Origin of the sequence: Rahnella sp. PCH160 (genome assembly GCF_047784855.1) — a bacterium.
Classification (GTDB): domain Bacteria; phylum Pseudomonadota; class Gammaproteobacteria; order Enterobacterales; family Enterobacteriaceae; genus Rahnella.
In genome coordinates this window covers 3,712,664-3,737,752 of record NZ_JBLOGT010000001.1, presented here as the reverse complement: position 1 = coordinate 3,737,752, position 25,089 = coordinate 3,712,664, and the positions used below count along the sequence as shown (strand labels likewise).

24 protein-coding genes and 2 pseudogenes are annotated in these 25,089 nt (G+C 52.3%); 15 read left to right on the top strand and 11 right to left on the bottom strand.

Features of this window, described 5'->3' with window-relative positions; translation table 11 throughout:
* Both fliG and fliF read right to left on the bottom strand, forming a co-directional pair.
* Positions 1–992, bottom strand: a pseudogene (gene fliG, locus ACM5QY_RS17125) (flagellar motor switch protein FliG).
* A pseudogene (gene fliF, locus ACM5QY_RS17120) lies at positions 989–2,706 on the bottom strand (flagellar basal-body MS-ring/collar protein FliF). Before fliF ends, fliG begins: the two co-directional pseudogenes overlap by 4 nt.
* A gap of 281 nt (positions 2,707–2,987) precedes the next feature.
* Between fliF and fliE the strand changes: the two are divergent.
* From fliE to ACM5QY_RS17105, 3 genes are all read left to right on the top strand, one after another.
* Complete coding sequence (gene fliE / locus ACM5QY_RS17115) at positions 2,988–3,302, top strand: flagellar hook-basal body complex protein FliE (RefSeq protein WP_416121920.1); 315 nt, start codon at positions 2,988–2,990, stop codon at positions 3,300–3,302.
* 589 nt (positions 3,303–3,891) lie between these two features.
* The gene (locus tag ACM5QY_RS17110) at positions 3,892–4,797 is read left to right on the top strand and encodes a bestrophin family protein (protein WP_416121919.1); all 906 of its coding nucleotides are present in this window, start codon (positions 3,892–3,894) and stop codon (positions 4,795–4,797) included.
* Between the two features lie 145 nt (positions 4,798–4,942).
* A complete protein-coding gene (locus ACM5QY_RS17105) occupies positions 4,943–5,182 on the top strand; it encodes a hypothetical protein (protein WP_416121918.1) in 240 nt (79 codons plus the stop codon).
* A 76-nt stretch (positions 5,183–5,258) separates the two neighbouring features.
* Here the strand turns inward: ACM5QY_RS17105 and ACM5QY_RS17100 are convergent, their stop codons facing one another.
* Entirely contained in the window at positions 5,259–5,738 is a 480-nt protein-coding gene (locus ACM5QY_RS17100) for a GNAT family N-acetyltransferase (protein ID WP_416121917.1), read from the bottom strand.
* Positions 5,739–6,069: 331 nt separating this feature from the next.
* Here ACM5QY_RS17100 and ACM5QY_RS17095 point away from each other — a divergent pair, with 331 nt between their 5' ends.
* On the top strand, positions 6,070–6,243 hold the full coding sequence (locus ACM5QY_RS17095; RefSeq protein ID WP_165057865.1) for a hypothetical protein: 174 nt from the start codon (positions 6,070–6,072) through the stop codon (positions 6,241–6,243).
* A 64-nt stretch (positions 6,244–6,307) separates the two neighbouring features.
* Here the strand turns inward: ACM5QY_RS17095 and ACM5QY_RS17090 are convergent, their stop codons facing one another.
* Positions 6,308–6,508: a DUF7736 domain-containing protein gene (locus ACM5QY_RS17090; protein ID WP_416121916.1), complete on the bottom strand. Its 201-nt coding sequence runs from the start codon at positions 6,506–6,508 to the stop codon at positions 6,308–6,310.
* 197 nt (positions 6,509–6,705) lie between these two features.
* Between ACM5QY_RS17090 and ACM5QY_RS17085 the strand changes: the two genes are divergently transcribed.
* Positions 6,706–6,975 (top strand): hypothetical protein, encoded by a 270-nt coding sequence (locus ACM5QY_RS17085; protein WP_416121915.1) that lies wholly within the window; start codon positions 6,706–6,708, stop codon positions 6,973–6,975.
* A gap of 92 nt (positions 6,976–7,067) precedes the next feature.
* Here the strand turns inward: ACM5QY_RS17085 and ACM5QY_RS17080 are convergent, their stop codons facing one another.
* Positions 7,068–7,343, bottom strand: coding sequence for a hypothetical protein (locus ACM5QY_RS17080; protein ID WP_416121914.1), 276 nt, complete (start codon positions 7,341–7,343; stop codon positions 7,068–7,070).
* Positions 7,344–7,812: 469 nt separating this feature from the next.
* Here ACM5QY_RS17080 and ACM5QY_RS17075 point away from each other — a divergent pair, with 469 nt between their 5' ends.
* Together ACM5QY_RS17075 and ACM5QY_RS17070 are read left to right on the top strand one after the other, a co-directional pair.
* Positions 7,813–8,067 (top strand): hypothetical protein, encoded by a 255-nt coding sequence (locus ACM5QY_RS17075; RefSeq protein ID WP_416121913.1) that lies wholly within the window; start codon positions 7,813–7,815, stop codon positions 8,065–8,067.
* Positions 8,068–8,137: 70 nt separating this feature from the next.
* Entirely contained in the window at positions 8,138–8,296 is a 159-nt protein-coding gene (locus ACM5QY_RS17070) for a YqaE/Pmp3 family membrane protein (protein ID WP_015690040.1), read from the top strand.
* Positions 8,297–8,370: 74 nt separating this feature from the next.
* Here the strand turns inward: ACM5QY_RS17070 and ACM5QY_RS17065 are convergent, their stop codons facing one another.
* The 5 genes from ACM5QY_RS17065 to fliD all read right to left on the bottom strand — a co-directional run bounded on the left by ACM5QY_RS17065 (position 8,371) and on the right by fliD (position 11,941).
* Positions 8,371–8,547, bottom strand: a complete 177-nt coding sequence (locus ACM5QY_RS17065; protein WP_095922224.1) for a GhoT/OrtT family toxin — start codon at positions 8,545–8,547, stop codon at positions 8,371–8,373.
* 111 nt (positions 8,548–8,658) lie between these two features.
* Positions 8,659–9,333, bottom strand: a complete 675-nt coding sequence (locus ACM5QY_RS17060) for a helix-turn-helix transcriptional regulator (protein WP_416121912.1) — start codon at positions 9,331–9,333, stop codon at positions 8,659–8,661.
* Positions 9,334–9,724: 391 nt separating this feature from the next.
* Positions 9,725–10,087 carry a flagella biosynthesis regulatory protein FliT gene (gene fliT, locus ACM5QY_RS17055; protein ID WP_416121911.1) on the bottom strand — a complete coding sequence of 121 codons (363 nt, stop codon included), beginning with the start codon at positions 10,085–10,087 and terminating at the stop codon, positions 9,725–9,727.
* On the bottom strand, positions 10,062–10,499 hold the full coding sequence (gene fliS, locus ACM5QY_RS17050; RefSeq protein ID WP_104922209.1) for a flagellar export chaperone FliS: 438 nt from the start codon (positions 10,497–10,499) through the stop codon (positions 10,062–10,064). The genes fliT and fliS overlap by 26 nt, the downstream gene beginning before the upstream one ends.
* 14 nt (positions 10,500–10,513) lie before the next feature.
* Positions 10,514–11,941: a flagellar filament capping protein FliD gene (gene fliD, locus ACM5QY_RS17045; RefSeq protein WP_416121910.1), complete on the bottom strand. Its 1,428-nt coding sequence runs from the start codon at positions 11,939–11,941 to the stop codon at positions 10,514–10,516.
* 254 nt (positions 11,942–12,195) lie between these two features.
* Here fliD and ACM5QY_RS17040 point away from each other — a divergent pair, with 254 nt between their 5' ends.
* The 7 genes from ACM5QY_RS17040 (at position 12,196) to tcyN (ending at position 18,679) form a co-directional block, all read left to right on the top strand.
* Positions 12,196–13,479 carry a FliC/FljB family flagellin gene (locus ACM5QY_RS17040; RefSeq protein ID WP_416121909.1) on the top strand — a complete coding sequence of 428 codons (1,284 nt, stop codon included), beginning with the start codon at positions 12,196–12,198 and terminating at the stop codon, positions 13,477–13,479.
* A gap of 293 nt (positions 13,480–13,772) precedes the next feature.
* Positions 13,773–14,495: an RNA polymerase sigma factor FliA gene (locus tag ACM5QY_RS17035; protein ID WP_104922206.1), complete on the top strand. Its 723-nt coding sequence runs from the start codon at positions 13,773–13,775 to the stop codon at positions 14,493–14,495.
* Positions 14,496–14,549: 54 nt separating this feature from the next.
* On the top strand, positions 14,550–15,056 hold the full coding sequence (fliZ, locus tag ACM5QY_RS17030; RefSeq protein ID WP_095922218.1) for a flagella biosynthesis regulatory protein FliZ: 507 nt from the start codon (positions 14,550–14,552) through the stop codon (positions 15,054–15,056).
* Between the two features lie 188 nt (positions 15,057–15,244).
* Positions 15,245–16,255 (top strand): D-cysteine desulfhydrase, encoded by a 1,011-nt coding sequence (locus ACM5QY_RS17025; protein WP_416121908.1) that lies wholly within the window; start codon positions 15,245–15,247, stop codon positions 16,253–16,255.
* Positions 16,256–16,390: 135 nt separating this feature from the next.
* Positions 16,391–17,191 (top strand): cystine ABC transporter substrate-binding protein, encoded by an 801-nt coding sequence (gene tcyJ / locus ACM5QY_RS17020; RefSeq protein WP_416121907.1) that lies wholly within the window; start codon positions 16,391–16,393, stop codon positions 17,189–17,191.
* Between the two features lie 70 nt (positions 17,192–17,261).
* On the top strand, positions 17,262–17,930 hold the full coding sequence (tcyL, locus tag ACM5QY_RS17015; protein WP_101076710.1) for a cystine ABC transporter permease: 669 nt from the start codon (positions 17,262–17,264) through the stop codon (positions 17,928–17,930).
* Positions 17,927–18,679 carry an L-cystine ABC transporter ATP-binding protein TcyN gene (tcyN, locus tag ACM5QY_RS17010; RefSeq protein WP_104922202.1) on the top strand — a complete coding sequence of 251 codons (753 nt, stop codon included), beginning with the start codon at positions 17,927–17,929 and terminating at the stop codon, positions 18,677–18,679. The genes tcyL and tcyN overlap by 4 nt, the downstream gene beginning before the upstream one ends.
* A gap of 852 nt (positions 18,680–19,531) precedes the next feature.
* Here tcyN and putA read toward each other — a convergent pair.
* Positions 19,532–23,506, bottom strand: a complete 3,975-nt coding sequence (putA, locus tag ACM5QY_RS17005) for a trifunctional transcriptional regulator/proline dehydrogenase/L-glutamate gamma-semialdehyde dehydrogenase (protein ID WP_416121906.1) — start codon at positions 23,504–23,506, stop codon at positions 19,532–19,534.
* A gap of 693 nt (positions 23,507–24,199) precedes the next feature.
* Here putA and efeU point away from each other — a divergent pair.
* Positions 24,200–25,051 carry an iron uptake transporter permease EfeU gene (efeU, locus tag ACM5QY_RS17000; RefSeq protein WP_416121905.1) on the top strand — a complete coding sequence of 284 codons (852 nt, stop codon included), beginning with the start codon at positions 24,200–24,202 and terminating at the stop codon, positions 25,049–25,051.
* Positions 25,052–25,089 lie beyond the last annotated feature (38 nt).

Below are 25,089 nucleotides of genomic sequence, written 5' to 3'. Positions count from 1 at the left end.
TCAGACATAGGAATCCTCGCCGCCGCCAACCATCATTTCGCCGGATTCTGCTAAGCGGCGAACCGTTTGCAGAATGGCTTTCTGTTCGTTTTCGACCAGAGACATACGTAACGGCCCGCGGTTTGCCAGGTCGTCGCGCAGGATATCCGCCGCACGTTGGGACATGTTGCGCAGGAACTTGTCGCGCAGTGGCTGTTCGGCACCTTTCAATGCCACCAGCAACGATTCGCCTTCGACTTCCTGCAACAGGCGCTGGATACTGCGGTCGTCCACGTCCACCAGGTTTTCGAACAGGAACATCTCGTCGATAATTTTCTGTGCCAGTTCTCCGTCGTAGCCACGAACCGCTTCGATAACGGCTTCTTCCTGCTGCGTTTTCATCAGGTTGATGATTTCTGCCGCAGTACGAACACCGCCCATCTTCGCGCGCTTGAGATTCTGGCCGTCGAGCAGGTTGTTCAGCACTTCGGTCAGTTCCGCCAGCGCCGCCGGCTGGACACCGCCGAAGGTGGCGATACGCAGCATCACGTCGTTGCGCAGACGCTCGTCGAACAGCGCCAGAATATCGGCAGCCTGACCGCGTTTGAGATGTACCAGAATGGTGGCGATAATCTGCGGATGTTCGTCGCGGATAAGATCGGCCGCCAGTTGCGGTTCCATGAAGTTGAGCGTTTCCATGCCGCTGGTGCTTTCGCGCGATTCCAGAATGTCTTCCAGCAAACTGGAGGCACGTTCTTCGCCCAGCGCTTTGGTCAGAACCGCACGCAGATATTCGCTGGTATTGACGCTCAGCGCGGCGTACTGCTCTGACTCGTCCTCGAACTCGTTCAGCACTTCCGCCAGTTGCTTGTTTGAAATCTGATGGATATTCGCCATCGCGCCACTGATTTGCTGAACCTCGCGGGGGAGAGGTGCTTGAACACCTCCACCGCGCGGTCTTCACCCAACGTGATCATCAAAATGGCGCTTTTTTCAGTTCCGGTCATAGTCATGATTGTTCGGTACTCATCCATTGGCGGATAACCAGGGCGACGATACGAGGATCCTTATCGGCCAGCTCCTGAACACGTTGGGTCTGTACTTCGACGCTGACACGCTGTTGAGAACGCTTACGTTTCTCCAGCTCGTCGTTGCTGAGTTTGACCGGCTTGCTGCCTTCAGGCTGAGGCATGGCTGCTGCGAGTGCCGCTGCGGCTGCTGCATCTTTCTCTGCCTGCTGTTTGCGCAACATCGGACGAACCATCTTGCGCCACAGTATCCAGGCAACAATCAGCACCAGTAACCAGCGACCTGCGTTGAGTAACTGATCGAAGAACGCCTGTTGTTTCCAGAACGGCAGCTCACCGGACTCGTCAGCCGCTTCGTTGAACGGTGTATTCACCACGTTCAGCGTATCGCCACGTTCCTGTGAGAAGCCCATGGCTTCACGAACCAGATCATCAATTTTCTTCAGCTGTTCGTCGGTCAGTGGCTTCGCTTTACCATCTGTCCCGACCTGATAGTTGACGACCACCGCCGCAGACAGGCGTTGTACTGCGCCCGCGCTGTGCTGGGTGTGGGTAATCGAGCGGTCAACTTCATAGTTGGTGGTTTCATCACGACGGCTGTTCGACGGAACGCTTGAACGGTTCGCCGTGTTGTTCTGAGTCGCGTTCTGCGCGTTATTGCCGGCCTGATTCTGCGCCCCGGTGGCGTTATTCGCCGCTGGCGGGTTAGTGACAGGCGCGGTGGCGGCCGGTGCAGGCTGGTTGCTCAATGCACCCGGCACGCCGCCGACGGCCGTGCCGCCAATCTGATCACTGGTGCTCAACTGGCGTGAACGGACAGCCGCTTTTTCCGGCGTGCCGTTTGGCTGGTAATTCTCGTCAGTCTGTTCGCGGCTGGCGTAATCGATTTGCGCGGTGATTTGCGCGTGAACGTTACCGTTGCCGACAACCGGTTGCAGGATAGATTCGATACGACGTTGCAGGCGGCCTTCGACTTCGTTGGCATATTTCAGCTGAGAAGCATTCAGGTCACGGCCGTTGTTGTCCGACTGCGTCAGCAGATGCCCGCTTTGATCGACCACGGTGACGTTAGCCGGCGGTAAACCCGACACGCTGCTCGACACCATATAAACGATGGCGTTGATCTGGCCGTCATCCAGCGCGCGACCCGGTTGTAAATTCAGGGTCACGGAGGCGGAAGGGTTTTTCTGTTCGCGCACGAATAAGGAAGGTTTTGGAATGGCTAAATGGACGCGGGCGCTGCCGACCGGGCCCAGCGTTTCGATTGTGCGGGAGAGTTCACCTTCCAGTGCGCGCTGATAGTTAATTTGCTCGCTGAACTGGCTGATGCCGAATTTTTCCTGATCCATCAGCTCAAAGCCAACTGCGCCGCCTTTGGGTAAACCGGCGGACGCCAGTTTCAGACGCGTTTCATAGACTTTATCTGCCGGGATTAACAGGGCTGCGCCGTTCTCAGAAAACTGATAAGGGATGTTCATCTGCGTCAGTTGGGTGACGATGGCACCGCCGTCCTGATCGCCGAGATTGCTAAAGAGCACCTTATAGGTGGGCTGTTTTGCCCACAGCATCATGACAACAACAATAGCCAGAGCCGCAGCTGCAGCAATGGCGATAGGAATTTTTGGGTTGGCGCGCAGGCGATTAAGCAACGCAGTTAAACCGCTTCCAGGGTTTCTGCGCCGGCTATTGCGGAACTCATACAAGATCCCTATTTAGCTGTTGAATGGTGGTGTTCATGTTGTCTCTTAACAAAACAGACTCCCAAGTGCGCAATCGTGAAGCGTGACATTTTTCAGTCCTCCCTACAGGCAGGCCTATTTTCTACGTGAGCCATTATTTGCCGCCAAAGGCAAAGTTAATGGCCCGATAAGCCATGGTTTTTAGGTTCAATTACCGCGTTTAGGAAAAAACTGATGTGATAGGGTGTCATTCCATGAAAGAAGCGTTTTGTTCATCGACACAGCATTAAGCGGAGAAAGCATGTCAATTCAAGGCATTGAGAGCGTTTTACAACAGATGCAGGCCAATGCCATCAAGGCAGGCGCAACCCCTCAGACAGATACGACGTCAGAAGCCGGTTTTGCCAGCGAACTGAAAGCGGCATTAGGGAAAATCAGCGAAACGCAAAACAACGCAAAACTGGAATCTGAGAAGCTGGAGATGGGCGTTCCCGGCGTCAGCCTGAACGACGTGATGGTCGATTTGCAGAAATCTTCGATTTCACTGCAACTGGGTGTTCAGGTGAGAAATAAACTGGTGGCGGCGTACCAGGATGTAATGAACATGTCGGTCTGATTATCTAACCTGTTGAATCAGTGAGAGATGAGTTGTTACCTGTGGCTCGAAAGAGCATGGCGGGGGCAACTGCATTTTTTTTGGGGGACTGAAAACGAAAAGGGAGGGGCTGCGACGGTTTACGCAAAAAAAAATCAGTAATCATCTTCCGAATCTTTGACTGCCGACCTGAAGATAAACCAGGCGGCTAACCCGATAATCGCCAATGCGATGAGTACAACAAGAATAATTTTCACTGGTATGCCCGCTCTCAATGTTCCGCGCGCGTCCCGCGGATAGGCCTGTAATTCCAATGGGTATAACCGATCGTTCCAGATATTTTGATCGTCAGTACCGATCCATTCTGAGAGCATTCATCCAATAACAGACGATGTACCCCTCTCAGTTTAGTTTGTTATCGGACATTACCACGCCAAACATTATGGTTCCGTTACCGTTTGTACAAAGCGGTCACCCCGTCTGTAAACGAAAACTGCAATTCTCAAAATAAATGCTACCGATGTCACAAAATTGTCCTTTGCATGTGCGGGTTTCTTTGCAAGAATCGCAAAAAAATTGATTCACCTGCCGAAATCACGTCCATAAAAAAATGATAATTCGTCCTCCGCGTCACTGGTTCTTACGTTTGTTCGCCTGGCATGGTTCTGTCCTGCCCAGCATTATGTTCCGCCTCAGTCTGAATTTATTGATGTCGCTTGCCGCCATTCTCAGCCTTCCCTGGTATGAGACGCTCGGCGTTAAGCTCACGCTGGCACCGTTCAGTTTGCTGGGGGTGTCAATCGCAATCTTCCTCGGCTTTCGTAACAGCGTGGCATATTCACGGTATACCGAAGCCCGGCAGTTGTGGGGCGGGTTACTGATCGCCTGCCGCACGTTACAAAGCCAGGTGATGGCGATGTGTCCGGGCGAAGCGCAGCGGGTGACAACGCTGTTGCTGGCGTTCTGTTACAGCCTCAAACATCAGTTGCGTCACAGCGATCCGCGTCCTGATATTGAGCGTTTGTTGGGAGACGATGCGGAAGATATTCTGTCGCGTCGCGCGCCAACCAATATGGTGCAACTGCGGATGTCGCAATGGCTGGCAGAACGGCGCCGCAGCGGGGAGTTGTCGGATATCGTCTATACCCACATGGACACCACGCTGTTGCAGCTTTCACAGGTAGTCGGCGGGTGCGAGCGTATTGTCAGTATGCCGATCCCGTTTGCTTACGGGCTTTTGCTGCACCGGACGGTCTACCTGTTCTGTAGTTTATTGCCATTCGCGCTGGTGGTGGATTTGCATTACATGACGCTGCTGGTGTCAGGCTTTATTTCGTACAGTTTTCTGTCACTGGATACGCTGGCGGAAGAGCTGGAAATGCCTTTTGGTTACGCGAATAACCATCTGCCGATGGACGCGATGTGTACCAATATCGAAATTAACCTGCGAGAAATGAACAACCAGACGCACCTGCCGGATACGCCGGTGCCGGACAATCATTACCGTCTTTCCTGAGTTTTGAACGGGCGCACGGAATGGATATTTTGTGTGCTAAAACGTGGCACTTTTCTGAAGGTTCACGATACTGTCATAATGATGAAACAAAAGTGAAATAGGATAATGAGGCAAATACAACTCCCTCCATTCTCACGAGGTATTTATGTCAGTCGTTCAGGCCAAATCATTAAACGAAGCCGAAGAGCTGCTTAATTCCGGTATGGTGAAAAAAGTCGAACTGGCTTTTAACATCAACAGTGATGAGTTTTTCAAACTTGCGCTGGAATGTGGTGACCGTGGTGCCAAGATCACCAAAGGCAAAAAATTCTTCGTTATTACCCTGAAAAAGTGGGTCATTCCGTCTAATGAAATTTCTGCATCGAAAAGCAATGTTCTGATGTAATCCGCTTTTCGCGTCTCCATAACACTGTCACCGGGCAGTGTTATGGAGATATTTTCTTCAATTTCCGTGCGCTTTTTCAGGCTACCGATTTCATCATATAAACGCTGAGCGGATCCGGTGCCTGACGGTAATCGCCAAACGCTTCTGTGCGGGCATACCCCAATTTCTCATACAGTGTGATGGCTTTTTCCTGAAACACGCCGGTTTCCAGAAATAAATCCCGATACCCCAATGCTTTCAGTTTGCTTTCCATTGCGTCTATCAGCAGTGAGGCGATGCCTTGCCCGCGATACAGCGGATTCACATAAACCCGTTTCATCTCTGCAATGGGTTTCTCATTGCCTTCAGGGCACGAAATATACAGACACGCGCAGCCTGCCCAGTCATCGTCTACCCGCGCCATAAAACAGAATATCTCACCGTCATTGACCGCAGTGACGTTAATTCCCTGAAAGGATTCCGGCGGGTAGAGCGGGAACTGATAAGCATCAAGCTCTGCAATCAGTCGTGTCAGATGCGGGTGATTCGCATGGGTTTCAAAAATCTGGGCACTCACGGCGTGGGCTCTCAATGCAACAAAATGGATTCATATTCTTAACCGAAATTACATCGAAAACAAGCAGCTGGATCGGTACCGCTGATTCTGTGTACAGCAATCGCCGTGAAAGAGTGTAAAAGTTGATGATGCCTTGCGCATGTCTGTCAGAGTTGTCTGAATTGATCAAATAGTGTTCTTTTTATCGCGTATCTGTACTTGTTTTATGCAACATTTATCGGGAGTGATTAATGTAGGTAATGAAATCACTCAGTGTGATTAATAGTTGATGTATGATTACTTCCGTAGGTAAAGCAGTACATTATAAGAACATGATTGAAAGGATAAAATTATGGCTGTCTATCCTGTTGGCGTTTTTGTCACGCTTACTTTTACACCAGGTTTGTTTGAAGTTATCGCTGTTCTGGATGAGGTTACGCCGGTGCAGTATCAGGTCATCAATGTGGAAACGGGGAATGTGATCCGGGTAAATGAGAATTTCATTCGCGGAATCGTTAAACCGTAGTCATGCATATTCAGTCAGGCAACAGGCCGGCCAGAGCATCCTCTTCTGGCCGGCCTTTTTGTTATCAGTCTGGCATTAAATTGTTAAAATCATCTTCGTAAAGTGTCCGGCATTCTTCGATAAATTCCGGGTATCCCAATTCAGAAGTCTGGACTTCACGGCCCAGTCGTTTTTGCAAATCTTCGTGAAACCCCTCAAATTCGCCATGCAGGATCCCGGTAAATCCGGTCAGGATGATGCATTGCTCTGGCGTTAATTTTTTCACGGCGGGTCCTTATCAGGTGTTTAGAACAAATTTTACGCGGCTACATGAAACAAAAGATGTTTCTTTAAAGGTGTTTCTTTAAAGCTGTTTCTTTAAAAAATTGCGTAAAGAGAGAAGTGCCTCACGCCGGTATCCGGCAGGACGCGGCAACATATTCTATCCTCTAATTAATCCCACTGGAAAACAAGGAGTCACCTATGGATCAGGATCTGTTTGAACAGGCACCACTTCCGTTACTCACCCGGTTTCAGGTGGGTGATCGGGTAAAATTACTCACCTTCCCGGTGGGCGTTCATCCGGCCAGTTATCAGCTCGATGTGGCGATCACGCAAATTCAGGATGGGGAATTTGAAGGGGAGATTGTGCGCATCGCGCCGCTCGGACGGTTAGGGCACCACGAGGCACATTTCACGATTGGAGGACATGTCGCCTTCTTCGCCCGCAATATTCAGGGCATGGCAGCCTGATTGAAGCGGGAATACGTGCCCCAAAAAGCCAAAACCCCGCTGAAAGGCGGGGTTCATTAACGGACTTACTTTCGAACTGATAACTTCTGTATTTACATCATCGGCTTAACGTGTTTTGTGAGCGCCTGGGTGGTCAGTTCATCGGCCTGAATTTTCGAACAATTTCCGCAATAACCGGCCAGATACCAGTTTCCGTCAGCCCCTTTTTCAGGCTTCACTTTGTAGCGCTCGTTCTGTTTACCATAAAATTCACGTTCTGCGTTCTGTGATGCATCTTCCCAAAAACACAACGAAAACTGATGGCATTTATCAATATGCCGTTGTCCGTTGCGGCTTCCGCCTATTAATAAATAGTGATACTCAGACATGCATCCTCCTTTTCCCAATGGGGGTAAAAATCCTCACAACAGGTACATAACGCTTTTCACCTGGAAAACTCACCCGAAAGACTGCACAAGAAGATAACAAAAGGGCGCACAAAAGGCGGCCCGGCAGAAAACTGTCTTATTGCTTAAAATTATAGAGTACAGACACTGCGGGGTACTTAAATGCTGAAAAATTGTGACGTCTGTCACTCTTTATTTTTTTACCACTGTGATGCGCTTCTTACAATAAATCCATTTGTTGTGGTTTAGAATTTTTTGGTTTTGCTTTCCGGGGGGTACGGCGGGTGCAGGGCGCGGCGAAACATCATCGGGAGATTCTGTCCATGCGCAGGTTAGACGCAGAAATAGCGGGTTTTTTTACATCAGATGTCGGCTTTGACGGCGCTGTTGCCATGCTAGTCTGGTTTTAATGACTTTCCCACCGGCTTTATCACTACAGCAGGAACACGCAATGGCAGAAAAACAGGTACTCGATTTAGTGATGTCGGTGAATAAACATGCCGAAGAAACTGCCATGCAACATCTGATGCTGCGCAATTTTATCATCGTGATGTGCCGCAATATGACCGATGAACAAAAAACACAAGTGAGGTGGCAGATGCGGCAGATTCATCAGATAACCGATGCTGAATATCGTGCTGGCGATGTGTCGATGCTGGATAAAGTGCGCCGTGACGTGGAAATTATGCTGGATCTGATCAATTAAGCTTCATCTGATAGTCGGGCCTGTTTCCCTTAACTATTATTAACACAATGATAACCAAAGGGAGATAAACATGGGATTCTGGAGAGTTTTGATCACTATCCTGGTACCGCCGTTGGGCGTACTGATAGGTAATGGATTTGGCGGCGCTTTTTTGCTGAATATTATCCTGACACTGTGCGGTTATCTGCCCGGACTGATCCACGGATTTTGGGTGCAAACCCGCAAGTAGCAGTGACATGTGTTTTACAGACCCCGGCCTGACAGCCGGGTTTTTTATTGGGGTAATCGCACAACAGCGTGGCTTCAGAACAGAGAGAAGAGCAGAACGACGGGAAGGCTCATCGGCCAGGTAAACCCGATAATGCCGGACGTTAGTAAGCGTATTTTAATCGTGTCGCGGCTCACGAGAAGCGTGACAAGTGCCGCAATACCCAATCCACCCCAATAAATCGTTTTAATCACTTCCCACCAAACGTGCACTGCCAGCCCCTGATCACCAGTCAAATAACGGCGTGTATGATATTCCGTTAACATCTGGTAATCAATTATTGTGTGATGTTACTCATGATTTAGCATTGTAGTGCTTTGGGGTTAATTGTTATAAGTCATCGTTTGTGCTGAAAGCGGGCGCATATGGCCCCGGATCGCGGTGGGGGCAAATCCGAAACGTTTACGAAAACGTTCGGCAAAACGGGAGCCGCTTTCGTAACCGACCTGATGGGCAATATTGGAAATAGCCAGATCGGTACATTGCAGCAACCGCAACGCCTGCGTCATCCGAACGTCAATCATCAGATTGCGCAGAACACAATCTTCAGCCGCCAGCCGGCGGCGCAGCATCACTTCATTCATCATCAGGTGTTCCGCCACTTCTGCCGCCGTGAATGATTTATGCAAATTATCGACGAGTAATTCCCGGACGCGCTTCGTCACGCTTTCACTGTGCTGCAGGGAATAGCGGACACCCAGCTGCGACAACCAGAGTAATTGTTCCAACATGCGGTGACGGGTAATCGGTGCGGGCAGGCCGTGATGCCAGAGAATGGCGCTGTGGGTATCGGTAAAACTCTGTTTGAAGGCCGACGGGATATGCGGAATAACTTGCAGGGTATCAACGGCAATCAGGGGCGGCGAAAAACCGGTGGCGTGAAGACCCGCTTCCCCGAGTAGCTGGTGATCCCACGCCATGATGGCGCAACTGAACGGGCCATTTTCCGGCAGGTGATGGGTCACACTCAGCGTTTGCCCGTTGTTGAGCACCAGCATTTCCCCCGCCTGGAGCGTGAAGTGCTGTTCCTGGTTAGTAACAGAAAGACTTCCATTCTGGACAAGAATCAATTGCGGCTTATTAATATAGACATCGTGAATAAAAAGCTCACTATGTTGAATAAGTAACGAAATAGTGCCTATCCCTGGAGTCACTTTTATTTTACGAACCATATCGATGATGCCCGAAATGACGACCGCAACCTGTTGTTTGCTGCCTGATATAAAACTTCCCGCTTATGCCATTACAAACAGGCTGCCGGTTTAGGCGAGTGTTACGGAAGGAGACAGAGAGAGCCAGCCCTGGTAGCCGTATGCTCTCTGCCCCTGAAACCTTTTTTTTGCACAAGAAATATTGGAAATAAATAAAAAAAAAAAAGCTCTTTAATAATTATTGGTGATCGCCAAAAGCGATCGAACGGAGGTCAATTTTTCCGTACGTCGTGTTCACTTGTTGTTGTCGGGACGACTGACCAATCAGCTGGGTGAGCGTATTCATCCGAGCCTGTAATAATATCTTAATCGTATTTTCATTATCCAAAATGATCCGTAAATACCGGCGAATATCATTCTGAACCATTATCGACGTCTGTTCTGACATCGGTAATTTGGTGGTCGCTTCCACCGCTTTCACATAACTGAACTCAAGTTCGACCAGCTCATCCCATTTTTCATCTTGTGCCAGCCGCAACATCTGCTCGCTTAAAGACAGGATCAGTTGATATTCATTAACCAGATACTGATGTTGATCCATTATATTGGTCCTGCGACGGGTGGGGGGTTGGGCCGATTTGCCGCCAGGCATCGGCGATATTTTCAAGCAAGGCCAACACCTCGGTGATGGCCTCTTGATCGTTATGTAAATTTGCATGCAATAAACGGCGAACCATATAGGAATAAAGCGCTTCCAGGTTATCCACTAATTCCGGATCACCTTTTTCACGACTTAATCCCGCTTTCAGTCCGCTGTCGATAATATTGATCGCCATTGACAGCGATTTGCCTTTTTCGGCAATGCTGCCCTGTTGAATAAAAATGCGCGCACGGATCAGGGCGCTACGCGCCCCGTCAAATAACATCGTGACCAGCTGGTAAGGCGACGCACTCATTACTGCGCTTTCTACGCCAACCTGCGCGTAGGCCTGCGTTCCTTTAGCGTTATACATAATCTGTTTCCTTACTAACTTGAACTTGATGTGGACATCGCTTCGAACTGCGTCGTCAGATACGTCGCCGTGCTGTTGAGCTTCTGAATAGCCACATCAAGTGCAGTAAACTGCGTTTTATAGCGGGCGATAGTGGTGTTAATGCTGTCATTGACCGAGTTGTATTGCGTAGTCAGGCTTTTCAGCGTGGTGTTCACCGCCGCTTCAGCGTTAGCAATTGTCCCGTTGGTGGTATTGAGAAAACCGGTGTTCAGATTGGTGATGTTGGTCATCACGCCGGTCGTTTTACCATCACCGACCATCATGGTCTGAACTGCTGCGGTGTTGCTGGTCAACGCCGTGTTGAGTTTAGTGCTGTCAATTTCCAGTTTGCCGGTCGTCGGGTCGGTCGTGATACCGATGCTGGACAATGAACTGATTGAGCCGGAACCGGAAGCAGAACCCAGGGCTGTTTTCAGGCGCGTCTGGATTGTGCGCAGCGCGCTGTCACCGAGCAACGCCCCGTTGGTGCTATCTGAGGTATCCGTATTGGTCGCGGTGGCCGTAAATTTGGTCAGACTGGTGAAGGTATCCTGCAAAGCGTTATAGGAATCAACAAAGGTCTGAATAGCCGTCGATGCGGTACTGGTGTTTTTCGCTACCGTCAGCGAAGCCGCAGTAGTTGTCGTGCCGGTCAGGCTTAAGGTAATCCCGTCCTGTGCATCGCTGATGGTATTGCTTTGACGTTCAAGGTCGATGCCATTGAAAGTCAACTTGGCGTTAGCGGCTACGGCGTTTTGCGTCATCGCGCCGGTGCTGGTGGAAGAGTCATAACCGATGATGTTGTTCAGGGTGTCATCGCCCGTAACGGCCACGGTCATTTCTGAATTGGTCCCGGTATTGTTGGCGCTCAGTACCAGCTTATAGCTGCTGTCGGTGACTTTCACGACACTGGCGGTAACGCCCCCACCGGCTTTATTGATGGCATCACGAACGCCGGTCAGTGACGTTTGTGAATCGGTCAACTTGATGCTCAGCGGAGTGCTGCCGTCGCCCTGACTGATGGTGAGGGTACGGGAGTTACCGCTGGTTGTTGCGCCTAATGCGGTCGTGCTGCTGGTCTGCGTGGTGGAGATTAACGACTGGGCAGAAGCCAGCTGAGTGACGGAAAGAGAGTATTTACCGGCGGCGGCACCCGTGGTGGTGGTCGCGCTGAAGGCGGCGGTGTTATTGGATGTGGCGGTGGTAGCGCCATAGGTATTGGTTGATGACAACGCAGTTGCCGCGTCGGCAAATGTTTGCAAGGCGCTTTGCATCGTGCCGTAGGCGGTAAGCTTGGCACTATAGCTGCTCTGCGCGTTGCTGATAGGCATCAGGCGTGCTTTTTCTGCGGTGGTCAGGTTAGTCAGCAGAGTGGTGAGGTCTAAACCTGAACCTATACCTAATGAAGAGACAGTGGCCATATGTATCCTTTACATGTTGTGTAAGAGTCTTTAAGCCCTATCGGCACGACGGAGAAAAAGTTTAATGGATCGCAAGAAAAAGTAATGGCAGGAATAGGCGCTATAAGGAAGGGTAATTCTCAAAGTAAGAAATCAGGGGTTTTTGAGAAATAATTCTAAAGGTTGCTGGAGTATCGCCGATACAAGTTTGGACGGTGATGAACGCCGTGGGCAATAAGCCCGAACCCCTTAACCAGATTTGAAGGAATGCACTCATGGGCCAAGTAATCAATACCAACACGCTGTCTCTGATGACTCAGAACAACATGAACAAATCCCAGTCAGCACTGAGCACCGCTATCGAGCGTCTGTCTTCAGGTCTGCGTATTAACAGCGCTAAAGATGATGCTGCGGGCCAGGCAATTGCCAACCGTTTCACTTCTAACATCAACGGTCTGACTCAGGCTTCACGTAATGCCAACGACGGTATCTCCGTTGCGCAGACCACTGAAGGCTCACTGAGCGAAATAAACAACAACTTACAACGTATTCGTGAGCTGTCTGTTCAGGCTGCTAACGGCACCAACTCCTCTTCTGACCTGTCTTCAATCCAGGATGAAATTACATCCCGTCTGAATGAAATCGACCGCGTATCTGGTCAGACTCAGTTCAACGGCGTGAACGTTCTGGCTTCTAACCAGACCATGAAAATTCAGGTTGGCGCTAACGATGGCCAGACTATCTCCATCGACCTGCAGAAAATCGACTCTACCACCCTGGGTCTGAACGGTTTCTCTGTTGCAAGCAACGCGCTGAAAACCAGCGATGCCATCACTCAGGTTGGCGCAAGCGGCTCCCTGAAAAACGTTGACCTGTCTTCAGCTGCCACTTCTCTGGGCCTGGACGCAAGCAAACTGTCTCTGAAAAACGTTCAGACTGCTGCTGGCGCTGCTACTGCTACTTACGTTGTTTCTGATGGTACTAACAACTACGCCGCGTCTGTAGACGATACTACCGGTAAAGTTGTTCTGAACACCACCGACGTTTCTTACACTGACACCACCAACGGTGTTACTGCCGGTACTCAGGCGGGTCAGCTGGTTAAAGTAGGCGCAGATGCCACTGGCGCAGCGGTCGGTTACGTTACTGTTCAGGGTAAAGACTACAAAACTGCAGCAGGCGCAATCGTAGACGGCGGTGCAACCCCTACCGCTGCTGTTGCCAGCGCAATCGGCGACATTTCTGATACTGCTAACGTCAACGCTTACACCGGTGTTGCAACTTCAGATCCACTGAAAGCAATCGACGCTGCAATCGCTAAAGTTGATACATTCCGTTCTTCACTGGGTGCGGTTCAGAACCGTTTCGATTCTGCAATCACTAACCTGGACAACACCACGACTAACCTGTCTTCTGCACAGAGCCGTATTCAGGATGCTGACTACGCAACTGAAGTTTCTGCAATGTCCAAAGCGCAGATCCTGCAACAGGCGGGTACTTCAGTATTGTCTAAAGCTAACCAGGTTCCTCAGTCCGTACTGACCCTGCTGCAAGGCTAATTTTCGGGATAACCCGAAAAGCTCAGTTAAACCCCGCTTCGGCGGGGTTTTTTTTTAACTAAAATTTACCTTTTTCCACAATTAATGAAACGCATTCGCTGGTATAATTTAGGATAATCTTTAGGTTGTGATTGTTTTTTGGCCGATTTTAGTTCTGGTAAGTTCCCGATGGTCGGAACAGAATGTGCGAGACATAATCAAAATAACCGCGCTTTTCAGTCCTTATTCAGCCGATTGAATAGCGGTTACCGCTGGCACAATGATACTGACCCTCAATTTGCCAGGTTACGACAGTGAGCGATCTGTATACCGCCGACGGCGTGATAGACAAAAATTCTTTGTGGCAGCGCTATGTTCCTCTTGTGCGCCATGAAGCCCTGCGTTTGCAGGTGCGGCTTCCCGCCAGCGTAGAGCTTGATGATCTACTGCAAGCGGGAGGGATCGGCCTGTTAAATGCAGTTGAGCGTTTTGATGCGATGCAGGGTACGGCATTTACCACTTATGCCGTCCAGCGTATCCGGGGCGCGATGCTTGATGAGTTACGAAGCCGCGACTGGGTACCGCGCAGCGTCAGACGTAATGCGCGTGAAGTGTCTCAGGCGATGCATAACGCAGAACAAAAATTAGGGCGACCACCGAGTGAAGGAGAGGTGGCGCAGGCACTGGATATTCCTATTGAGGAATACCGGCAGATATTAATGGATACGAACAGTAGCCAGTTGTTTTCTTATGACGAATGGCGTGAAGAGCACGGCGATTCTGCCGAGGCATTGATGGAAGGGCACGAAGAGGCCAACCCGTTACATCATCTGTTGGAGGGCAGTCTGCGCCACCGGGTGATGGAAGCTATCGATGCGTTACCAGAACGGGAAAAGATGGTACTTACGCTTTACTACCAGGAAGAGTTGAATTTAAAAGAGATCGGGGCGGTGCTGGATGTCGGGGAATCCCGTGTAAGCCAGCTCCACAGTCAGGCGATTAAGCGTTTGCGAAGCCGCCTGGCCAACGACCACTGATCCGCTTTTTCCTGGCCGGTTATACATTTTATGTCCCTTATCAGGAATAAATTTATGCCAGCGGGAATCAAAACAAGGCCTTTAAGCCGTTATCTTAAAGATTTTAAACACAGTCAGACTCATTGCTCACAGTGTGCAAAAGAACTCGACAGGATGGCACTGGTGTTTCGCGGGCAAATCATTAATAAAGAGGCCATCGCCAAGATGGACCAGCCTATTGATGATGACGTGTGGCACAACCTGTCGCAGGAACTGACCGCGCTGTGTCGTTTTTGCAGTGAGATAAGCTGTAACAGCCATTCGTCATATTTTGACATCATGGCGTTTAAGCAATATCTGTTCGAGCAGACAGAGATGAACCACAGCACGGTGCGCGAGTACGTTGTTCGCCTCCGCCGTCTGGACGAAATCTTGTCAGCAAACAACTATCCTCTCGATAAACTTTCGGGGGACAGTATCCACCAGCGGATCATCAGTGATTTGCCGGTGGCGGGCCACGACAACTACCGTATTGCCCTGCGCAAATACGACCAGTATCTGGCCTGGCAGAAATCCGCGTAAGCGGCGCTCTGACAGACTGACACACCAAACGCAAACAGGCTCCTTCGGGGGCCTGTTTTTTTGTCTTGAATCCGGCGACATAAAGTATTAATTCTTTATATACTGACAAAATAACCATTCTCTGTAATTACACCGACTTCGACTATCACGACTTCGCCGGTCTTGTGGCTGTGCGTCAGGGGAACATTGTGCCTGCTAAAATTGCTTTGCTTAAAACCCGGCTGGAAGCCTTTGACCGTATTGATTTACTGGGCAACTGCACGCCTTTAGAAAAACTCCACCGTCTCTCTGAGTTCACGGGCCGTGACATTTATATCAAGCGTGATGACATTACGCCGCTGGCGATGGGCGGCAACAAGCTCAGAAAACTGGAATATCTGGCCGCGGCTGCGCTGGCGCAGGGTGCCGATACGCTGGTCACCGCCGGGGCGATTCAGTCAAACCACGTCCGCCAGACGGCGGCAGTGGCCGCTAAACTGGGCCTTAAATGCGTCGCGTTGCTGGAAAACCCGATTGGCACCACAGAAGCCAATTATCTGACCAACGGCAACCGCCTGTTGCTGGATCTATTCAACGCTGAAGTGGTGATGTGCGACGCACTGCATGACCCGACGGCGCAACTCGCAGAATTAGCTGAACGTCTGGAAGGGCAAGGTTTTCGCCCGTACGTTGTACCGGTTGGCGGTTCAAACGCGCTGGGTGCCCTGGGATACGTTCAGTGCGCGCTGGAAATCGCTGAGCAGTCTTCCGCGAATTTCGTCGATTTCAGCGCCATCGTGGTGGCATCAGGCAGTGCGGGTACGCACGCCGGTCTGGCGGTCGCGCTGCATCATTTAATGCCGGATACGCAACTGATTGGCGTGACAGTGTCACGCAAGGCCGATGCGCAGCGTCCAAAAGTGGAAGCCATTGCCCGCGACGTCTCCGCCAGCCTGCTATTAGATGAAAAAACGCCGCAGATTATTTTGTGGGATGACTATTTTGCGCCGCGCTACGGCGAGCCGAATGAAGCCGGAATGGCGGCGGTGAAACTGCTGGCAGAACAGGAAGCGATGCTGCTGGATCCGGTATATACCGGCAAGGCGATGGCCGGGTTGCTTGACGGTATTGAGCGCAGATTGTTCCCGGACGAAGGCCCGATCCTGTTCATTCATACCGGTGGTGCACCGGCACTGTTTGCGTATCATCCGCAAGTGTGATCCCATACAGTACGCTTATGCGTTTTTGAGCTAAGATTATGAAATTATATTCCTGATAACTCCCGCGCCGGATGTTACTGTGCGCAAATTCGCAGGATATATAACTTTCTGACATTGATAATAACTGAGGTGTATATGGGTTTTTCCACATTGCGTCGTCGCTTACTTCTGGGTGCTGTGGCTGTGAGCCTGACCGCCGGTATGGTCAGCAACAGCTTTGCTGATGAAGGGTTACTGAAAAAAGTCAAAGACCGCGGCACGCTGATCGTCGGTCTGGAAGGGACTTACCCTCCGTTCAGTTTCCAGGGTGAAGACGGTAAACTGACCGGTTTCGAAGTGGAATTCGCCGACGCGCTGGCGCAGCACATGGGCGTGAAAGCGAAACTGCAACCGACCAAATGGGACGGCATGCTGGCTTCTCTGGAATCCAAACGTATTGATGTGGTTATCAATCAGGTGACCATTTCCCCGGAACGTGAGAAAAAATATGACTTCTCTACGCCGTATACCGTTTCCGGTATTCAGGCGCTGGTGAAGAAGGGTGTTGAAGGGTCGATTACTAAACCTGAAGATCTGAAAGGCAAAAAAGTCGGCGTGGGTCTGGGTACCAACTACGAACAGTGGTTGCGTGCCAATGTGCCTGGCGTGGATGTCCGTACTTATGATGATGACCCGACGAAATATCAGGATCTGCGCGTAGGCCGTATCAACGCGATTCTGGTTGACCGTCTGGCAGCATTGGATCTGGTGAAGAAAACCAAAGATACCTTAGCGGTTGCCGGTGCGCCGTTCTCCCGTCAGGAATCCGGCGTTGCAATTCGCAAGGATAACCCTGAACTGCTGGCCGCCATCAACACTGCGATTGCCGAAATGCAGAAAGACGGTTCACTCGCGAAGATTTCCGAGAAGTGGTTCGGGGCTGACGTCACCAAATAATGCTCGTTATGCCGGGGGCTGAAGTCGCTCCCGGTGTTTTCAGAGCAAACATCCAAAAGGTCTTTATCGGATGCAAGAAAGTATTCAACTGGTGCTGGATTCAGCACCATTTTTATTGAAAGGTACCCTGTTCACCCTCCAGCTGAGTCTGGGCGGTATGGTGTTCGGGTTAATATTGGGCTTTATGCTGGCGCTGATGCGCCTTTCGCATTTCTGGCCGCTGTCGTGGCTGTCACGTTTTTACGTGTCCGTGTTTCGCGGTACGCCGCTGATTGCGCAGCTGTTTATGATTTACTACGGTTTGCCACAGTTTGGTATCGAGCTGGATCCTATTCCGGCGGCTATGATTGGCCTCTCACTCAATACCGCGGCTTATACTTCTGAAACCCTGCGTGCGGCGATTTCGTCGATCGAAAAAGGGCAGTGGGAAGCGGCGGCAAGTATCGGCATGAACCCCTGGCAGACGATGCGCCGCGTGATTTTACCGCAGGCGGCACGCACGGCGTTGCCACCGCTGGGCAACAGCTTTATCGGATTAGTCAAAGACACCTCGCTGGCGGCGACGATTCAGGTGCCGGAACTGTTCCGTCAGGCACAGCTGGTCACCTCGCGCACGCTGGAAGTATTCACCATGTATCTGGCCGCATCGATTATTTACTGGGTGCTGGCGACCGTTTTATCCTTCCTGCAAAACCGTCTGGAAGACCGTGTTAACCGCCAGGATCAGGAGCCTTCATGAGTACTATTGACGTTAAGCAACTGACGAAGAAATTCCACGGACAAACGGTATTGCACGGTATCGATTTACAGGTGAATGCCGGTGAAGTGGTGGCGATTATCGGGCCGAGCGGTTCCGGTAAAACGACGCTTCTTCGCAGCATTAATCTGCTGGAAGAGCCGGACGGCGGCACGATTAAAGTCGGCAATATCGAAATTGACGGCAACAAGCCGATCAGCAAACAAAAAAACAAAGTCCGCGAACTGCGACAGCAGGTGGGTTTTGTCTTCCAGAACTTCAACCTGTTCCCGCACCGGTCCGTGCTGGAAAACATCATTGAAGGCCCGGTCATCGTGAAAGGCGAGCCGAAGGCAAAAGCCATTGCCACGGCGCGTCAGTTACTGGAAAAAGTCGGATTAAGCGGCAAGGAAAACGCCTACCCGCGTCGTCTTTCCGGTGGCCAGCAGCAGCGAGTGGCGATTGCCCGCGCGCTGGCGATGAGCCCGGAAGTAATCCTGTTCGATGAACCGACCTCGGCCCTCGACCCGGAACTGGTAGGCGAAGTGCTCAACACCATCCGCGCGCTGGCGCTCGAGCACCGCACTATGGTTATCGTGACCCACGAGATGAGTTTTGCGCGCGATGTCGCGGACAGAGCGATCTTTATGGATCAGGGGAAAATTGTGGAGCAGGGACCGGCCAAGGAGCTGTTTTCGAACCCGCAGCAGGCGAGGACAAAACAGTTTCTGGAGAAGTTTCTGGCGCACTAGATCAACTCCGTGGGCGTTGGCCCATAACGGTTTGGGGTTTTCACTTGCAGTGAGGCGCTTTCGAAAGACCGTGAAAATTTCGGTTTTTCAATTGCAGTGAGGGGCTGGGACTATGACCGAGAATATTTCGGTTTCTCAATTGCAGTGATCGCTCAGCGGCTTGCGCCGAAACCGACCAAAGAGGGCTATGACGAGCCCTCTTTGGAATCTCCGCGTCTTTTTTCAACACGCGCTACCGCTCGCAAAGTATGTTCCAGCAACTCCGGCTATTGCCGCAAAATCCCGCCGCTGCGCGGTACTCTCATTTCAGGTTCGAACCTGCTCGAAAAATGACTCTCGCTGTTTCTCACCGTTCATTCGACTTCGTTTTGAAATCGGCCACTGGCTATGTAATTCGCAAGATTCATGCTGGTTGATTTTGATTTGCTCCTTCCCATTGGCAAGGGGAAGGACGGGATGGGTTGTTGGTTTTAGCGACTCTGTTGCCTGCAAAACCCCCTCCCAGCCTCCCCCTTCGCAGGGGGAGGAGCAAACCAGCCGCTCGTAAACGTCTGCATATTTAGAAAGCCTCCAGCCGCTTTCAGAAAGCTTGCTGAATGAGTGTTTCGAGACCGAAAGGCTCGAAGACCGAAATTAAGGTACCGCGAAGCGGCAAGTTTTCGCGGCAATAGCCGGAGCCGCTGAAACATAGTCAGCGAGCGGTAGCGCGCAGTTAAAGAGCCCGGGATTCTCAAGGGGCGCGGCGACAGGCGCTCCTTGAGGCCGGTTTGGGTGGCAACCCAAGGTTTTGACCTGAGCTAAGCAATCACTGCAAGTCAAAAGCCGCCCCATTGCAGCGGCTTCTGCAATCTATCACCCGATTGTCATCAGACTCGCATTCCCGCCCGCCGCTGCCGTATTCACACTCAGTGAGCGCTCATGCAGCAAACGTTCCAGCAGAATATTGTCTTCGCCGCGCGCAAACCCCTGCACCGAGACAATCGCGCCCGGACGTTTGGCGATCAACTGACAAAGTTCGCGCAACTGATCGGCGTCGCCGTGGTAAATCACCGCGTCAAATACCGGTGCATCGTTCTGCCAGTCTTTGGCGAAATCGACACGATCCTGCACGGCTTTCGGCAACTGGCTGAACAATTCACGCTGTAACGGCGCTTCCGGCCAGAGAATACGGCAACCGGTCGCGGTGACGGCGGCGAGCTGGGTCAGCGCATCGTCCTGATTATCGGCCAGCGCCAGAACACGCTCACGCGGCAACAATGCGTAAGTGTTACGCTCACCGGTTGGCCCCGGCAGGGTGCGTAATGTGCCGCCCTGACTGGTTTGCGTGAAACGCTCGCAAACGGCAATCAGCTCTTCGCGGTGTTTCTGCTCCGTCGCCCAGTGTTGCAATGCGCGGTGCGGTGCCAGTAACGCTTCGCGTACCGAGGTGTCCAGCGGCAGTTCGCGATCCTGACGCAATAACGTTTGCTGCACGGCGTCCTGCGGTCGGCTGCTCAGCAGACGGTACAGGTACAGCGGGCCACCGGCTTTCGGGCCGGTTCCGGATAATCCTTCACCGCCAAACGGCTGTACGCCCACGACAGCGCCGACCATGTTGCGGTTTACGTACAGGTTGCCGACGTGCGCCTGCTGCGTCACGCGGTGAATGGTTTCGTCGATGCGGGTATGAATACCCAGCGTCAGGCCGTAACCGGCGGCATTAATCTGACCGATCAGTTTATCCAGATCCTGACGGGCATAACGCACCACGTGCAGTACCGGGCCGAAGATTTCTTTCTTCATCTCATCGAAACTTTCCAGCTCGATCAGCGTCGGCTTAACAAATGTTCCGCGCGTCCATTCCTGCTGGTCGGCGGCAAATTCCTGCGTGGCCTGATAAACCGTTCGGCCTTTGGCGCGCATGGCGTCGATGTGTTTCTCGATACCGGCTTTGGCTTCGGCGTCGATCACCGGCCCGATATCGGTACACAACCGCTCAGGGTTGCCCATGCGGCATTCGGCCATTGCACCGCGCAGCATTTGCAGCGTGTGGTCGGCGACGTCGTCCTGAATACACAGCACGCGCAGGGCAGAACAGCGCTGACCGGCGCTGTCGAAAGCTGATGCCACGACATCCGTCACCACCTGTTCGGTGAGCGCGGACGAATCAACAATCATCGCGTTCAGGCCACCGGTTTCGGCGATAAGCGGCGTCGGACGCCCCTGCGGATCCAGACGACCGGCGATGTTGCGTTGCAGAATACCTGCCACGTCGGTGGAGCCGGTAAACAGCACGCCGCGAACACGTTCGTCGTTCACCAGCTGCGAGCCCACGGTTTCACCCTGGCCCGGCAACAGTTGCAGCACGCCCGCCGGAACACCGGCTTCATGCAAAATACCCACGGCCAGCGCGGCAATCAGTGGCGTCTGTTCAGCCGGTTTTGCCAGCACGCTGTTGCCTGCGGCGAGCGCAGCGGCGATCTGGCCGGTGAAAATCGCCAGCGGGAAGTTCCACGGGCTGATACAGACGACCGGCCCGAGCGGACGGTGCGTGTCGTTGGCAAAATCTTCACGGATCTGCCCAGCGTAGTAGTGCAGGAAATCCACCGCTTCACGCACTTCGGCGATGGCGTTATTAAAGGTCTTTCCGGCTTCACGCACCAGCACGCCGAGCAGACTTTGCAACTGCGCTTCCATCAGTTCTGCGGCGCGTTGCAAGATTGCGGCGCGCTCTTCGGGAGGCGTCGCAAACCAGATAGCACCGGCAGCAGCAGACGCATCCAGCGCGCGGCTGATTTCGGCTTCGGTTGCTTCACGCACGTAACCGACGACATCGCCGTTTTCAGCCGGGTTGATGACCGGCAGAAATTCGCCTTCATCGGTTTGTGCATCAATCATCGGCTGGGCTTTCACCGGATGGCTGGCGCTTTGCAGCAGGGCGCTGGAAAGGGAGGCCAGACGGTGTTCACTGGACATATCCAGTCCGGCAGAGTTCACGCGTTTGTTGCCGTACAAATTGCGCGGCAGGGCGATGCGCGGATGCGGTAATCCGACCTGACCTTCGCTGGCCGCCAGCGCTTCGACGGCGTGAACCGGATCGGCCACCAGCTCATAAATCGGCAAAGTGGCGTCAGCGATACGGTTAACGAAGGAGGTGTTCGCGCCGTTCTCCAGCAGACGACGCACCAGATACGCCAGCAGCGTTTCGTGTGTGCCAACCGGGGCATAAATGCGGCAAGGGCGGTTCAGTTTGCCCTCGCTGATTTTGCCAACAACCTGCTCGTACAGCGGTTCGCCCATGCCGTGCAGGCACTGGAATTCGTACTGACCGGGATAGTAGTTGTTACCGGCCAGCTGATAAATCGCCGCCACGGTGTGCGCGTTGTGTGTCGCGAACTGCGGATAAATCAGGTTGGGCACCGCCAGCAGTTTGCGGGCGCAGGCCAGATAGGAAACGTCGGTGTAAACCTTGCGGGTATAAACCGGATAATCTTCCAGACCGTCCATCTGGGCGCGTTTAATCTCGCTGTCCCAGTACGCGCCTTTCACCAGACGGATCATCAGGCGGCGGCGGCTGCGCTGCGCCAGATTAGTCAGATAATCGATGACCATCGGGCAGCGTTTCTGGTATGCCTGAATCACGAAGCCGATGCCGTTCCAGCCCGCCAGTTCCGGCTCAAAGCAAAGTTTTTCCAGCAAATCGAGGGAGATTTCCAGACGGTCAGCTTCTTCGGCGTCAATGTTGATGCCGATGTCATAGCTGCGCGCCAGCAACGTCAGCGACAGCAGGCGCGGATAAAGTTCGTCCATCACGCGTTCGTACTGCGCACGGCTGTAGCGCGGATGCAGGGCGGAAAGTTTGATGGAAATCCCCGGCCCTTCATAAATGCCACGACCGTTTGAGGCTTTACCAATCGCGTTAATCGCCTGCTGATAAGACTGCAAATACGCCTGCGCGTCTTTTTCGGTCAGTGCTGCTTCACCCAGCATGTCGTAGGAGTAACGGAAACCTTTTTCTTCATGTTTGCGTGCGTTAGCCAGCGCTTCCGCGATGGTTTCGCCGGTCACGAACTGTTCGCCCATCAGGCGCATCGCCATATCCACGCCTTTGCGGATCAGCGGTTCGCCGCTTTTGCCGATAATCCGGTTCAGGGATTTCGACAGGCTGGCTTCATTGTGTGTCGCCACCAGTTTGCCGGTAAACAGTAAACCCCAGGTTGCGGCGTTGACGAACAGCGACGGGCTGCGTCCCAGATGGGAATGCCAGTTACCGTTGCTGATTTTGTCGCGGATTAGCGCATCGCGCGTGGGTTTATCGGGAATACGCAATAACGCTTCGGCCAGGCACATCAGCGCCACGCCTTCCTGCGAGGACAGGGAGAATTCCTGCAACAGGCTTTGCACCATACCGGCGCGGCCGTTTGCACTTTTCTGGTTCCGCAATTTGGTGGCGATGTCGGCGGCCAGTTTCAGCGCGGCGTTGTTAAGCGGGGCGGGCAGACGGGCCTGTTCAAGCAGCATGGAAACCGCTTCCGGCTCCGGGCGGCGATAGGCGGCGGTGATGGCCGAACGGCTGACCGACTGCGGCAAAATCTGCTCGGCGAAATCAAGGAACGGCTGATGCGTTTCCTGCACCGGCTGACTGGCAGGATCTTCCGCGTCGCCTGTCACCGCGCTGTTCATCGCCGGGATTTCCGGCAGAGAATCGCCATTTTCCAGACGTTCCAGATAGGAAAAAATCGCCTGTTTGATCAGCCAGTGCGGCGTGCGGTCAATCTGCTGTGCCGCAATTTTAAGCCTGTCGCGTGTGCCCTCGTCCAGCTTCACGCCCATCGTCGTCATACCCATGCGCAACCACTCCATATGAAAAGGTTCAGGTGAATTCATTATCTTTATGCCAAGCAATATCTTCTATGTTGCAACCTTGTGCAACCCTGTTAATGCACGAAGTATGCCTGATGTGATTTATTTGGCATTTTTAACAGGGAATCAACGCGGGAAAAGTCGGGTTTCAACGCTAACTGCCCGAATAACCTCAATGTTAAAGGTGCAACTGGCGGAAAGGTAACGTGCAACCCGCGCTCAACATAGGTGTGATGTGCAGTAAATTTTTCGTATCTGAAATGTTAAAAAAATTGAAATGCGGCGATCACTCAACCCGTATCCCGACCGACAGTTAATTTGAATAAAAACCAGATTAAGTACGCTGAAAAAGAATAAATAGGGAGAGTCATGCTGCATCCTTCACGGGTTACAGCCATTATCTCGCCCCGGCATTGGCGGGCAATGAGACGCAAAACGGTGAGCGCGTGTTCATTGAGCTGGCGAAAATTTTGTTAACCCGTGGATTGCCGGGATCGCCCTGATCCCGGTTTTCTGTATTTTTGTGCGTATTTCCCCGACAGGTTTCAAAAAAGAGCCTGTCACCTCTTGTATTTCTTTTCCCAAGAATGATAATCAATATCGTTTCTTTTTACCTTTCTTTACAGAGTCCTTACGTATCTGTCAGTTTTCAGAATTCAGGGTTCGGGAGTTTCCGCTATGTTCGTTCCGTTTCTTATTATGTTTCGCGAAGGGCTGGAAGCCGCGCTGATTGTCAGCCTGATCGCCAGTTACCTCAAACGGACGCAGCGCGGGCAGTGGCTCGGTGTGGTCTGGATTGGCGTATTTATTGCGGCGGCACTGTGTCTGGCGCTGGGGCTGTTTATCAACGCCACCACCGGCGAGTTTCCGCAAAAGGAGCAGGAGCTGTTTGAAGGCATTGTGGCCGTCGTGGCGGTGTGCATTCTGACCTACATGGTGTTCTGGATGCGCAAGGTGTCGCGTTCCATCAAAGTGCATCTGGAAGGCGCGATTGATAACGCGCTCAGTTCCGGGCGCGGGCAGGGCTGGGCGCTGGTGGCGATGGTGTTTTTCGCCGTGGCGCGTGAAGGGCTGGAATCGGTCTTTTTCCTGCTGGCGGCGTTCCAGCAGGATGTCGGCATTGAAGCCCCCATTGGCGCACTGCTTGGTCTGGGCGCGGCCATCGTGCTCGGTTTCCTGATTTACTACGGCGGCGTGAAGCTGCATCTGGCGAAATTCTTCAAGTGGACGAGTTTGTTTATTCTGTTCGTTGCGGCGGGTCTGGCAGCCGGGGCGATCCGTGCTTTCCACGAAGCCGGATTGTGGAACGGAATGCAGGATATCGCGTTCGATATGAGCGGCATTTTGTCCACGCATTCCCTGATCGGTACCTTGCTCGAAGGGATGTTCGGTTATCAGGAAGCGCCGACTGTCAGTGAAGTCGCGGTGTATTTCCTCTACCTGATCCCCGCACTGTTCCTGTTCTTTATGCCTCAGGGAAAATCAGCGGTCACGGCTCCGGCTTCTGCCGGACAAAAAACACAACGCTGATTTTTAACAATATTATTGTTCATACATCCTCTATTCAC